The sequence below is a fragment of the Solidesulfovibrio sp. DCME genome (assembly GCF_049995385.1).
In the GTDB taxonomy this organism is placed as follows: Bacteria; Desulfobacterota; Desulfovibrionia; order Desulfovibrionales; family Desulfovibrionaceae; genus Solidesulfovibrio.
Map to the genome: position 1 here is coordinate 490,910 of NZ_CP188261.1, position 12,074 is coordinate 502,983.

A 12,074-nucleotide genomic window follows, 5' to 3' on the forward strand; every position below is an offset into this window, starting at 1 on the left:
CTAAGCCTCCTTTCCCGTAAGCGTTTGGTGCGTCTTGGAGCCGACGTGGCGCCAGGCGCCCCAGACGAGGAAGTTAACCACCACCGTCGTGATGCCCGCCAGAAGCGGCAACGGCGCAGCCCCGAACCAGACGATGCAGGCGAAAAGCGCCGCTCCCGAGAGGGCCAGCCGGAAGTAGAACCGGGCCAGCACGGCCGCCACGGCTTCGCGCCTGTCAGAAAAACCCGTAACCCGCTGGCCGAACCTGGCCAGGGAACAAAAATTGGCCGAGATGATGACCGTGCCCGCGGCCAGGGACCAGGCCGCGGTGGATATCCCGGAAAAAGGCAGCGTGCCGGCCAGCACCAGGGCGGTCAGCACGAGCTGGTTGCGCACGAGCTCGCGCACCTCGGGGTGCGTGTAGCCCCGGCGCAACAACCAGCGGTCCAGCCTATCCCTCAGGTTTTTGATCATCCCCGTCCTGCCCCTCGCGTTCGCCGGCATCGGCCTTCTGGATCTTCCGGACCTCGATCATGACGTTCTTGAAGCCGGCCGCGATGCCGAGCACCAGAAACGTCAGCAGAAGCCACGGCTTGGTATCCAGCCACTTGTCCAGCCACCAGCCGATGAAAAGCCCGACAAAGGTGGCCGACACAAGATTGAGCCCCACCACCGAAGCCGAGGCGATGGACTCGCGAACGCTTTTGTCCTTGATGAGCTTGCCGAACACCCCGTTCCCCTCCGCTTGGCGACAGTCCGGACCCGCCGGGTCCCGTCCCGATGGCGCGGGCGCTCGTGCACAAGTTCACAAGTCGCGATGGACTAGCATGGCCCCCCGGCAAAAGTCAACGGGGCCGGCGCATTTTCAACCGCCTTCCAGCCGGCCGGGCAACGCGGTCGTTTACGCCCGATACCCCGCCGCCACAAGACTTTTCCCGGGCCGGTTTCCCGATTTTGTGATTGTCCCAATGACAACACCCGAAAAATCCCGTAGGGGTCGTCATAGCGGAAGTCTTTGCCCGCAAGGAGGGAAAACATGAAGCGTCGTTTGTTCCTGTTCGCCATCCTGGCCCTGTGCCTGGCCGGCGCCAGTGCCGCCTCGGCCCAGACGCAAATGTATTGCGTCAAACCCGACGGCGCCGCCGTGGCCGCCATCGTGCTGCCCTACGGCACCCAGCACGACCCGAGCGTGATCTGCAACGCCGTGGTGCCGCAGTGCTACCTGACCTGCGGCGCCGTGCTCCAGCTCCAGGACGGCCGGTCCGTCGCCGCCGGCGTGCCCACCGTGCAGGTCACCCAGCAGATGCTCCAGCGCATCGGCAACCCGGCCCCGGAAACCCCGGCCATGTGCGCCAAGCAGTACCAGGACTGCGTAGCCAAGTGCCGCGGCGACCGGGCCTGCGTCGCCTACTGTCAGTCCGTGCGCTCCGGCTGCGGCACCGGCAACCGGGGACAGTAGGCGGTAGGTTGGTCGGTTAGTAGGTTAAGGAAGAGGAATCGGGGCTCTGCCCCGTACCCCGCCGGGAGGGGATGATCCCCTCCCGGACCCTCCCCGACGGGGCGAGTGGAACGTCGGGGACAACGTCGAGCGGCGGGGCGTCGGTCCATGTGGTCGCGCAATCGCCCCGGGCGGTGCAGGCCGCAAAGCCGGCCAGCTCGCCCGGGACGATTGCGCGACCACGGGCGCCAGCGGCGAAGCGCCGCATCTTAAAAACATCTTGAGGGTTTTGCAAAAATAATACGAGCTACAGAATTAACACATTCCAACGGGCATGAGTGCTCATTTTTAAACACTAATGTGTTTTAATGCTGTCGTGTTTCTATTTTGCACATAATTCAGAAACGAATATCCTGATTTATGAGTATCAAAATCATATTGTTGCTATACTGTCAACAAACGAATCAATTGATCTGCTGTCAACGCAAGGATGCCAAACATAAGATGAGCAAAGACCTTAGGTCCACCGCGAACCATAAGACTTCTTCCGCCAAAATCATCTTTAAGACGGCTGTTAACACGTTCAGAATTAGTTCTTTCTCTGTATCGAATGCTAGTTGCTGGCTCCATTTCTTTTTTTATTCCATTGCGTCTTTTGTTAAAATCAATAATCGGAACGTGCCCCAATGAACGACTAAAGTCGCGAATTGTTTTGGAATCGTACGCTGAATCCATCAAGTCATAGAGACTTGTTACTCGTTCAGCGGACATTTTTGCCAACGGTATGGCTGCCTGACTATCGTGTAGTGAAGCAGAAGTAAGTATACAACTGATAGGAATTTGACCATCCGCCGAATCAATATGTAATTTATATCCAATCCATCGACGAAAATGCCCCTTACTGCTAGATTTAGCACCGATATCACATGCCATAGGAAGAGTCATTCTGGCTTCGTCGCTAGTCATTTCTATCTGTCGCTCAAGTAGCTTCTTTGTCTTTGGCTTTGTCTTGCTATTAATCGGCCGCCCCCTGCGGCGGCGTTTTTTGGGTTTGGGCGGATTCATTTTTTTAGTTGGTTTTTCTCTGGCGTTAATTTCTGTCGAATCACGACTAATATGCCCAATCAATCGTTCGCTACAATGTAGCCTGACAAGTCTTTCATGGGCATTTTGAGGCAAACCTTTTAAAGAGAATTCTGAAAATGCACGACTAAATACAGATTCATGCGGAATAGTTTTGTGTTCTTCAAAACCGCAAATCCGTCTAAGACTTGGCATCAATTGCAACGCTTCAACGAGAGCCCTTGTGTTAGGAAAATTTAAAACAGCTTTCGCAATAAACGCTCTGGCAATAGCTGCGCGACTATATGATGGCCTACCTCTTCCGAATCGAGGCAAATCCGAAATATGATCTTCTATGCGAACCAACTCAATAATCTCAACGAGTCTTTTCTGCTTATCTGTCAAAGAACCAAACTTTTCTTCTAAACATGGAATCAAAGAACCTTGTATGGCACCGAGGATGCGTGATAGGAGTCTCATGGAAGCTGGCTCGTGTGGTTTTAGTTTAGGTTTGTGGTGAACTCAAACTACCACATAACCAGCTTCCGTTCTACTCCTATCCATACGGTTTTGCAGGATTATTTAGCAAAACCGATTTTTGCAAAACCCTCATCTTGTCAGCAAAATTCCACGACCTCGGCCCGAAGGGCCGACGGCTGGGCGAGGCCGGAATTGCGCCTTTCGAGCCTGGAGCGCAGCGACGGCATCGAAAGGCGCAATTCCGGCCTCGCATCTTCGCGCCGCGCGCGCCCGACCTTCCGGTGACCGCAGCCAGCATCGCCCACCGACGCCGCCGGGGGGGCCTGGGGGGCGTCACGCCCCCCGGCGGGTGCAGGGCAGCGCCCTGCCGGGGTCTGGGGCGGCGCCCCAGCGGGGTTCGGGGCAGCGCCCCGACCTTCCCCGTCTCCTTCCCCGTCCGCGTCTCCCGCTACGACGCCGATGCCTTGGGTGCCGGCAGGCGGATGCACTGGGTGAAGGCCAGCGAAGCCACGCCCAGGCCCACGCCGATGAAAAACGGGATCTTGTAGTCCACCATCCACAAAAGGCCCCCGACCACGGGCACGACGATGGCGGCGATGTGGTTGATGGTGAATCCCATGGCCATGCCCGAGGCCATGTCCTCGGGAGCGGCGATTTTTTGGTAGTAGGTGCGCACGCCCACGTTGAAGTTGAACAGCAGGTAGTCGAGGACGAACATGATGCCGGCCACGATGTGGGAGTCGGTGTAGGCGTAGGTCAGGAACACGGCGATCATGCCGGCGTATTCGATGGACAGGAGCTGGCGTTCGCCGAAGCGGTTGATGGCCCGGCCGATCATGGGGTTGAGGAAGTAGTTGATGGCGTTGTTGATGACGAAAAGGATGGTGACGGCCTGGATGGAGTAGTCGAACTTTTTGACCAGCAGGTAGACGGCGAAGACGATGAAGATCTGGCGGCGCGAGCCTTCCAGGAAGGTGAGCAGGTAGTAGAGCCAGTAGCGCCGGCGCAGATACATCTTCTTTTTCTGGGGCGCCACGTCCGTTTCGCAGGGTTTCTTGAAAAGCCCCCACAGGCCGACCAGCCCGACCAGCAGCCCGACCAGGGCGAAGATGCCCGTGTAGCCCATGGCGTCGGCCAGGAAATAGATGAGCACGCCCACGGCGATGTTGGCCAGGGCGGCCACGGCCCGGATGCGCGAGAGCACCACCGGGGCCTCGAAGGTGTTGAAGTGCTGGAGGGTCAGCGACTGGTTGAGGGGCTCGTAGTAGTGGAAGCCCGTGGACATGATGAGCGTGGTGGCGGTCAGGCCCCAGAAGCTCGGGAAATAGCCCGTGGCCGCAAGCCCCAGTCCCAGGACCAGGATGGACAGGGAGGCGGCGCGCTGCTCGGTGAAAACGAGCAGCACGTAGATGACGAGCATGGACAGAAAGCCCGGCACCTCGCGGATGGACTGGATGAAGCCGATGGCGTCGGCGCCGAGGTGGGCCGATTCCACGGCGAAGTTGTTGATAAGCGTCTGCCAGGCCTGGATGCCGGCGTTGGAGGCGATGGTGGAGACCAGCAGAAAAAGCAAAATGTCGGCCCGGCCCGAGGCGCGAAGCGCCGTGCGGGTGAGCCCGTATTCCGGCCGGGCCGGATCGAGGTGGGGTTTCACGGGATGAGGCTCGGTTTGTGGCGGGCAAGCCACAGTTGCAGGACGAGCAGCGTCCAGAGTTTCTTGCGGTGGTCGGCCACGCCAGAAGTGTGCTCGGCGACCAGGCGCCCGACCTCTTTGGGGTCGAAGATGCCCTGCTCGCGCAGGTGCTTTTCGCCAAGCAGCGCGTCCACCTGGGGCCGCAGCTGGCCGCGCAGCCACGAGGCCACGGGGATGAGGAAGCCGCGCTTGCCCCGGCCGAGGATTTCCTTGGGCAAAAGGTCGGCCACGGCTTTCTTGAGCAGGTATTTGCGCCTGGCCCCGCGCAGCTTGTAGCGCGCCGGCAGCCGGCAGACGAACTCGGCCAGGTCGCGGTCGAGGAACGGTGCCCGGGCCTCCAGGGAATGCATCATGGAGCAGCGGTCGACCTTCACCAGGATGTAGTCGAGCATGTACTGCCGGGCGAAGACGTAGCCCACCCGGGCCAGGGGATCGTCGGCCGGGAAGCCCTCGAAGAGTTCCCGGGTGGGGGCGAACAGGCCCTGGGGCGAAAGGAGCTGCGGCACCGGCCGCTGCCAGAGGTTGGCCTGGGCCTCGGCCGTGAAGGCCGACAGCCAGGTCTGGACGCGCAGCCACTGCGGGGCCGTGGCCCCGGCCAGGAAGGTGTCGGCCACGAAGCGCGGGTTCACGTAGCCGGCCGAGTGGGGCAGCAGCCGGGCCAGGGGCTCGATGACCCGGCGGCGGGCGAAGGCCGGCAGCTTGTCGTAGGCCGCGGCCAGGTTGAAGGCCGGATAGTATTCGTAGCCGTAGAAAAGCTCGTCCGGGCCGTCGCCGCCAAGGGCAACCGTGACGTTTTCGCGGGTCACCTGGGACAGCAGGTAGGTCGGCACGATGGACGGGTCGGCCATGGGCTCGTCGAAGCGGGCGACGATCTCGGGCAGAAGCGCGCCGCAGGCGTCGGCCGAGAGGATGCGCTCGTGGTGGTCCGTGGCGAAACGCCGGGCCACGAGCCGGGCGTAGCGCGACTCGTCGTAGGAGGCCTCGGAAAAGCCGATGCTGAAGGTCTTGATGCGGCTGACCATGCCGGCCGTCAGCGCCGCCACGGTGGAGGAGTCGATGCCGCCGGACAAAAACACCCCCAGCGGCACGTCGGCCATGAGCCGGCGCTTGACGGACTGGGCCAGAAGCAGGCGCAGTTCGGCGCACAGGTCCTCTTCCGAGGCTTTGGGCTGCGGCCCGGGCAGAGGCATGTCCCAGTAGGGGGCGGTCGTGAGCTGCCCGTCGCGCCACAGTAGGCTGTGGCCCGGGCGCAGCTTGAAGACGTCCTTGTAGATCGTCTCGGGCGTGGGCAGGTACTCGTAGGCGGCAAAGCGCATCAGCGCCGCAACCGGCGTTTCCAGGCGCAAAAAGGGCAGCTTTTCGAAGGCCGTCAGTTCCGAGGCGAAGGCGAACACGCCGTTTTGAATGGTGTAATAGAAGGGCTTTTTGCCGAAGCGGTCCCGGGCGGCGAAAAGGGTGCGGCTGGCCTTGTCCCAAAGGGCGAAGGCGAACATGCCTTCCAGGGCGTCGAGGCCGTCCGGGCCGTCGAGGAGCCAGGCGGCCAGGATGGCCTCGGTGTCGGAGTGGGTGCGGAACCTAAATCCCCGGGCGGCGTAGCGGGCCTTGAGTTCGCGGTAGTTGTAGATCTCGCCGTTAAACGTGACCACGGCCCGACAGTCCGCGTCCTCCATGGGCTGGGAGCCGGCGGCCAGGTCGATGATGGACAGGCGGCGGTGGCCCAGGGCGCAGGGGCCTTCGAGGGCGAGCCCCTCGCCGTCCGGGCCACGGTGGCTGAGGGCCCCGGTTGCGGCGCCAAGCCAGGCCAGGCGCTCGGCCTCGGGCGGAAGGGCGCCCTGCCCCGGCCAGACGAACCCGGCGATGCCGCACATGTCAGCGCCCGCCCTTGGCCGTGGCCGCGGCGAAAAATTCGAGGATGGACCGGGTGTTGGCCTCGGGGTCGAACATGGCGGCCACGCGGGCCTGGCCGGCTTCGGCCATGGCCACGGCCCGGCCGCGGTCCCCGGCCAGGTCCATGATGGCGTCGGCCAGGGCCTCGGGGTCGCGCTGGCGCACCAGCCGCCCGGTCAGGCCGTCTTCCACCACTTCGGGGATGCCGCAGACATCGGTTGCCACCACGGGGATGCCGTGGGCCAGGGCCTCCATGATGACGTTGGGGATGCCGTCGCGGTCGCCCGAGGGATGGACGACGCTTGGCATGACGAAGATGTCGCTGGCGGCATACAGTTCGGCCATGCGGTCGTGGCTGACGAAGCCGGGCAGAAAGACCCGGGCCCGCAGGCCGTGGATGCGCACCCGGCGGCGGATGACGGCCGTGGGCCAGGGCAGGCCGGCCCCGACCAGGGTGAGCTGGAAGGGGAAGCCCCGCCGCGACAGGATGGCGCAGGCGTCGATGAGCACGTCGAAGCCCTTGGTGCGGCAAAAACGCCCCACGGCCAGCAGGCGGTAGGGCGGCTCCATGTGGACCGGGGAACGGCTTTTGCCGGAAAGCGTCAGGCTGTTGTAGATCTGGCGGACCTTGCCGGCGTCGGCCGGGGAGGCGTCGCGCAGGTAGGCGATGTTGGCCTTGTTGTTGGTATGGATGGCCACGGCCGCGCGCATCTTGTCGGGCAGCGCCCCGTCCTGGGGGTAGATGTCGCCGGCCCGGGCGGAAAAGGAAAAGGGGATGCCGGACAGGCGCGAGGCCACCCAGGCGGCCGTGGCCGGGCCGTTGGCCCAGCCGGCGTGGATGTGGCGGATGCCGTCGGCTAAAAACCGCCGGGCCAGGCTGAAGCCGGCGCACATGGCCCAGGCGTTTTCCCCGGCCACCTCCAGGCAGCTCCAGCGACGGAAGGGCACGCCGGCCAGGATGCGGGCGGTTTCCACCGGGCGGCGCAACGCCCACCAGGCCATGTCGGCCAGGATGCGCGGGATGGCCCGCAGGCCCAGGCGGGCGACGGAAGGGGAAGCGGCGCGCATCGGCGACGAAAGGTTCCTGGCCACCTCGCCGTACAGGGCGTAGACGGCAAAGGGCATGCCGGCGGCCTTGGCGTTTTCCACTTCCCGGAAGATGAACGTCTCCGAGGGCAGCGGATACCACAACAGGATATAAGCGGTCTTGGGAAGGCTCAAATCGTTTGCTCGCCTGATGGGGGCTTGGCTGATGAAGGGCACCGGCGGCTATGTAGTCCAGGGAGCGGCGGGCTGTAAAGTCGGGAACGGTCTTTCGGGCAAACAGCTTGCGCCCCGGCCGGCTTGCGGCTAAGCATAGGCTCGGGAGATGCCGCGCGCGGCGTATCCGGGCCGATGGCTGGGGTTGGGTGGATTTTTGGGCGCAAACGCAACGGGTCATTCTGAGGACGCCATGGCGCAGACCAACATTCTCCTGGAAACGGGGACCAACGAGCTCGAGATCATCGAATTCTACATCGATGAGGCGACCGAACCGGGCGCCAAGCCGTACCGGGCCCATTACGGCGTCAACGTGGCCAAGGTGCTGGAGATCATCCGCCTGCCCAAGGTGACGGGCATGCCGCAGACGCCGCACCCCTGCGTGATCGGCACCTTCAACCTGCGCTCCCGGGTCATTCCGCTCATCGACCTGAGCCTGTGGCTCGGCAAGCCCATGGCCCGCGACGCCAACACCAAGGTCATCGTTTCGGAATTCAACAAGGTGATAAACGCCTTCATGGTCTCGGGCGTGACGCGCATCCACCGCCTCAGCTGGGCCGAGGTCGAGCCGCCCTCGGGCTACGTGGCCTCGTTTGCGGCCAACAATTTCACGGGTGTGGTGAAATTTTCCGACCGCATCGTGCTCCTGCTCGACATGGAGCAGATCATCTGGGACTTAAACCCCACCCTGGCCATGAAAACCCAGCGGGAGCAGGCCGAGGCCTCCATTCCCGAGCCTGACCGATCGGCCTACAAGACGCTCGTGGTGGACGACTCCAACTCCATCCGGCGGCTGATTGCCTCCTACCTGGAGAAGGACGGCTTCGAAGTCATGCAGGACATCAACGGGCAAAACGCCTGGGAACGCCTGCTGGCCTGGAAGGAGGAGGTGGTCAAGGGCGGGCGGGCGCTGACGGACAACGTCAACCTGGTGGTCACCGACATCGAAATGCCGTCCATGGACGGCCATACGCTGTGCAAGAACATCAAGGACGATCCGGTGCTCAAAGGGTTGCCGGTGGTGCTGTTCTCCTCGCTCATCAACGACCAACTCTACCACAAGGGGCTTTCGGTGGGGGCCGACGACCAGGTGACCAAGCCCGAGGTCGGCACCCTGGCCGAGCGGGCGCGCAAGCTTATCGAGGAGCGTCGGTAAGCCGGGCGCGGTGCCGTTCGGGGCGGCAGTAGCGGCCCCGGCGTCGCGGATCGTTGGCTGCCCCGGGCGGCACGGGGTCGGTTGTTTGCAAACCCTGGCGCAAGGTGGGACGTTTTTCCATGCGCATGCTGCTTGTGGCCCGCGACGGCCGGGCCAAGGACCGGTTCATCGAGGCCTTGGCCGCGCTCGGGGCCGACTGCGACGTGGCCAGGACCTCGGAAGAGCTGCTGGCCGCCACCCGGCACGCCCGGTACAACGGGGTGCTGTTCGACGTACCGACCCTCATTCGCGCCAAGGAACTGGACCGGCGGCTGCTGCAGGCCTTGGCCGAGATCTATCCCACGACGCGCCTCAAATACGATCCGGCCACGGATGTCATTTACGCCCTGGGCACCGAGGCCGGCCCGGGTGTGAGTGACGGGTTGTCGGTGTTCGTGGCCGCCTGCCGGGATTTCCTGCCGCGGGGCCTGCGCCGGGGGGAGCGGGTGGAGGCGCACCTGCCGGCGGTGCTGTGGCGCGGGCGGCCGGACGAGGGCGGGGCGGGCGAGAAGACGTGCACGCTCAACATCTCCTATCTGGGCTGCTTCGTCTTCACGTCCACGCCGTGGGCCAAGGGCGAGGCGGCCTGGATCGCATTCCCGGACGTGAGCGCCGAGGCGTTGCGGGTGCGCGTGGCCTGGTACGAACCGTGGGGTTCGCGGCGGGTCGTGCCTGGCGTGGGGCTGGCATTTGAGGACATTCCGGAGGCGCTGGACGCCGAGCTGCGGCAGCTCGGCTGCGAACCGGCGGATTTCGAGGTTGCCAGTGGGGCCAAAGGTCTTTAGGTAGCGCGTTGCGTGGAGGGATGGCCGAGCGGTTTAAGGCGGTGGTCTTGAAAACCATTGACGGGGCGACCCGTCCGGGGGTTCGAATCCCTCTCCCTCCGCCAAATTCTAGTCCGATCAAGTCCGTTCAAATCCAAAAAGTCTCATAATGACAAGACAATTACAGAGATTCATGTCCAGAGATGTCCGATGACGTCCATTGACATCCGGGGGCAAGTGGGGGCAATAATGGGGGCAACGTCTCGACGTGCCGAAGGAGTTGCCCCCGATGCTCACCGACGCCGCCATACGCAACGCAAAGCCCGGTCCCAAGACGCAAAAATTATTCGACAGCGGCGGTCTTTACCTTGAGGTTGCCCCCGCTGGGGGCAAGTGGTGGCGGCTCAAGTACCGTCATACAGGTAAAGAGAAGAGGATTTCCCTTGGCGTCTACCCTACCGTAAGCCTGAAGGACGCCCGAGAACGCCGCGATGACGCCCGCAAGCTCCTTGCCCAGGGCGTGGACCCGAGCAAAGCCCGACAAGAGCAAAAGGCGGAAGCCACCGCCGAGACACTCACCTTCGAGAAGGTGGCTCGCGATTGGTACGAACGATTTAAACCCAAGTGGTCCGCCTCTCATGCCCTGGACATAATCCAGCGGCTTGAAAAAAATATCTTTCCCCAGCTTGGCTCCCATCCCATCCGTGAGATTACAGCTCCTGAGCTTTTGGCCGCCATCCGTCTCATTGAAGGACGGGGCGCAGTTGAAAGCGCCCGCCGAGTTTTACAAATGTGTGGGCAAGTCTTTCGCTATGCCATTGCCACAGGGCAGGCCAGCCATGACATAGCCTCTGACCTACGCGGCTCGCTACCTCCTGCGCGAGAAAGGCATCACGCGAGCATTACCGATCCCAAGGCCATAGGCGAACTTCTGCGGGCCATTGACGGCTATCGCGGCTCTTTCGTGGCCCTTTGTGCGTTGCGGCTCGCCCCGCTTGTCTTTGTCCGCCCCGGCGAACTGCGCCATGTCGAATGGTCGGAAATTGACCTAGACAAGGCAGAATGGCGCATCCCTGCCGAAAAAATGAAAATGCGGGAACAGCACATAGTCCCTCTTTCCAGGCAAGCAGTCGCCATCCTATGGGAACTGCATCCCCTGACCGGCAGCGGCAAGTACGTGTTCCCGTCCGTTCGGACCTCGACAAGACCCATGTCCGAAAACACCGTTTTAGCCGCCCTACGCCGCATGGGCTACACCAAGGATGAAATGACCGGCCATGGTTTTCGATCCATGGCTTCGACCTTACTTAACGAGATGGGATGGAACCGGGATGCTATCGAGCGCCAGCTTGCCCATGCCGAACGTAATGCCGTACGGGCCGCCTACAACTTCGCCGAGTTCTTGCCAGAGCGTCGCCGCATGATGCAGGCGTGGGCTGACTACTTGGATAATCTTAAGGAAGGGACAGATACCATTCCGCTGCGGCGCGCTACAGGTGATTAAGCCAGTAGCTAACCTATTTCATGAACTCACTAAAAGCATTGAGGGCTTCTGGCATGGCAAATAATATTTGGCCCGAATATATTTCAGCACGTGAGGCCGGAGCACTCTTGGGCTTAACTCCATACGAATTTCGTAGCATTCTCGATCGCGGGAAAATCGAAACAGACAGGGAAGAGGAACGCGAACAGCTTTTCAGTAAATGGGAAAAGGAAAACAATAGCTCCTCAAGGTTTAGATATTTTACTTCAGAAATAATACAGAAAACGAGGGTTAGCGTCGTTTCTCTGCTTCGTTATGCAGAGAGAAAGAATATTTATTTGTCATTAGACGACAATGGCAAAATTACATCCGTCAAAGGATACGGATTTGAAAATAGAAACGAAGAACTTTTAAACAACATTTTCCTATATAAGGAAGAGAACGCAGCCCTTCTAACCAAAATAGACGAGCTCAAACTAGAAAATGAGCGTCTCAGAAAAGTGCAGAAGGACGCAACTCCAAGAACATGTAATGCTACTCTTGCTAAAGCAAAAAAAGACTACGAGGAACTAAAGTCTGATTACGTTGGAGCTGTAAAGCTAGCCTGTGCTCTTGCGCGGCAAGGACCAAAGGGGAACGGCAACCCCTGGACAACAGCGGAGGTATGCCAGTTGGCCAACGATCTTGGCGTCACTCTCAGAGGGGATCGTCTGAAGTTCTTCAAAGAGGGCATGCCGGATGATTTGGTGAAGAAGACGGCTGGAGCCCGCCCGATAGTGCCTAACGCCAAACCCGAGACATCGCAAAAACCAAAATAAACCAACGCGTTAACC

At 61.5% G+C, this 12,074-nt stretch carries 11 protein-coding genes and 1 tRNA gene; 6 read left to right on the forward strand and 6 right to left on the reverse strand.

Annotated features, from left to right (window positions below; all coding sequences use genetic code 11):
• Positions 1-453, reverse strand: a complete 453-nt coding sequence (locus ACP59X_RS02115) for an ATP synthase subunit I (protein ID WP_428564380.1) — start codon at positions 451-453, stop codon at positions 1-3.
• On the reverse strand, positions 431-709 hold the full coding sequence (locus tag ACP59X_RS02120; protein WP_428564383.1) for an AtpZ/AtpI family protein: 279 nt from the start codon (positions 707-709) through the stop codon (positions 431-433). The genes ACP59X_RS02115 and ACP59X_RS02120 overlap by 23 nt, the downstream gene beginning before the upstream one ends.
• A 306-nt stretch (positions 710-1,015) precedes the next feature.
• Between ACP59X_RS02120 and ACP59X_RS02125 the strand changes: the two genes are divergently transcribed.
• Positions 1,016-1,438: a hypothetical protein gene (locus ACP59X_RS02125; protein WP_428564386.1), complete on the forward strand. Its 423-nt coding sequence runs from the start codon at positions 1,016-1,018 to the stop codon at positions 1,436-1,438.
• Positions 1,439-1,861: 423 nt separating this feature from the next.
• Here the strand turns inward: ACP59X_RS02125 and ACP59X_RS02130 are convergent, their stop codons facing one another.
• The 4 genes from ACP59X_RS02130 to ACP59X_RS02145 form a co-directional block, all read right to left on the reverse strand.
• Positions 1,862-2,959, reverse strand: coding sequence for a transposase (locus ACP59X_RS02130; protein ID WP_428559722.1), 1,098 nt, complete (start codon positions 2,957-2,959; stop codon positions 1,862-1,864).
• A gap of 448 nt (positions 2,960-3,407) precedes the next feature.
• The gene (locus ACP59X_RS02135; RefSeq protein WP_428564389.1) at positions 3,408-4,613 is read right to left on the reverse strand and encodes an MFS transporter; all 1,206 of its coding nucleotides are present in this window, start codon (positions 4,611-4,613) and stop codon (positions 3,408-3,410) included.
• Positions 4,610-6,520, reverse strand: a complete 1,911-nt coding sequence (asnB, locus tag ACP59X_RS02140) for an asparagine synthase (glutamine-hydrolyzing) (protein WP_428564392.1) — start codon at positions 6,518-6,520, stop codon at positions 4,610-4,612. Before asnB ends, ACP59X_RS02135 begins: the two co-directional genes overlap by 4 nt.
• 1 nt (position 6,521) lies before the next feature.
• Positions 6,522-7,760, reverse strand: coding sequence for a glycosyltransferase family 4 protein (locus ACP59X_RS02145; protein WP_428564395.1), 1,239 nt, complete (start codon positions 7,758-7,760; stop codon positions 6,522-6,524).
• 232 nt (positions 7,761-7,992) lie between these two features.
• On the opposite strand from ACP59X_RS02145, the gene ACP59X_RS02150 reads away from it, so the two are divergent.
• The 5 genes from ACP59X_RS02150 (at position 7,993) to ACP59X_RS02170 (ending at position 12,059) form a co-directional block, all read left to right on the forward strand.
• Positions 7,993-8,955: a chemotaxis protein gene (locus ACP59X_RS02150; RefSeq protein WP_428564398.1), complete on the forward strand. Its 963-nt coding sequence runs from the start codon at positions 7,993-7,995 to the stop codon at positions 8,953-8,955.
• 119 nt (positions 8,956-9,074) lie between these two features.
• Positions 9,075-9,779: a PilZ domain-containing protein gene (locus ACP59X_RS02155; protein WP_428564401.1), complete on the forward strand. Its 705-nt coding sequence runs from the start codon at positions 9,075-9,077 to the stop codon at positions 9,777-9,779.
• 14 nt (positions 9,780-9,793) lie between these two features.
• Positions 9,794-9,883: transfer RNA gene (locus tag ACP59X_RS02160), tRNA-Ser, on the forward strand.
• 164 nt (positions 9,884-10,047) lie between these two features.
• Positions 10,048-11,262, forward strand: a complete 1,215-nt coding sequence (locus tag ACP59X_RS02165) for a tyrosine-type recombinase/integrase (RefSeq protein ID WP_428564404.1) — start codon at positions 10,048-10,050, stop codon at positions 11,260-11,262.
• A 20-nt stretch (positions 11,263-11,282) separates the two neighbouring features.
• On the forward strand, positions 11,283-12,059 hold the full coding sequence (locus ACP59X_RS02170; protein WP_428564407.1) for a hypothetical protein: 777 nt from the start codon (positions 11,283-11,285) through the stop codon (positions 12,057-12,059).
• Positions 12,060-12,074 lie beyond the last annotated feature (15 nt).

What these genes read in the sequence shown, in the direction of transcription:
- ACP59X_RS02115 (WP_428564380.1), bottom strand. Translation starts at nt 453, where the DNA reads ATGATCAAAAACCTGAGGGATAGGCTGGACCGCTGGTTGTTGCGCCGG.
- ACP59X_RS02125 (WP_428564386.1), top strand. Translation starts at nt 1,016, where the DNA reads ATGAAGCGTCGTTTGTTCCTGTTCGCCATCCTGGCCCTGTGCCTGGCC.
- ACP59X_RS02130 (WP_428559722.1), bottom strand. Translation starts at nt 2,959, where the DNA reads ATGAGACTCCTATCACGCATCCTCGGTGCCATACAAGGTTCTTTGATT.
- asnB (WP_428564392.1), bottom strand. Translation starts at nt 6,520, where the DNA reads ATGTGCGGCATCGCCGGGTTCGTCTGGCCGGGGCAGGGCGCCCTTCCG.
- ACP59X_RS02150 (WP_428564398.1), top strand. Translation starts at nt 7,993, where the DNA reads ATGGCGCAGACCAACATTCTCCTGGAAACGGGGACCAACGAGCTCGAG.
- ACP59X_RS02155 (WP_428564401.1), top strand. Translation starts at nt 9,075, where the DNA reads ATGCGCATGCTGCTTGTGGCCCGCGACGGCCGGGCCAAGGACCGGTTC.
- ACP59X_RS02165 (WP_428564404.1), top strand. Translation starts at nt 10,048, where the DNA reads ATGCTCACCGACGCCGCCATACGCAACGCAAAGCCCGGTCCCAAGACG.
- ACP59X_RS02170 (WP_428564407.1), top strand. Translation starts at nt 11,283, where the DNA reads ATGAACTCACTAAAAGCATTGAGGGCTTCTGGCATGGCAAATAATATT.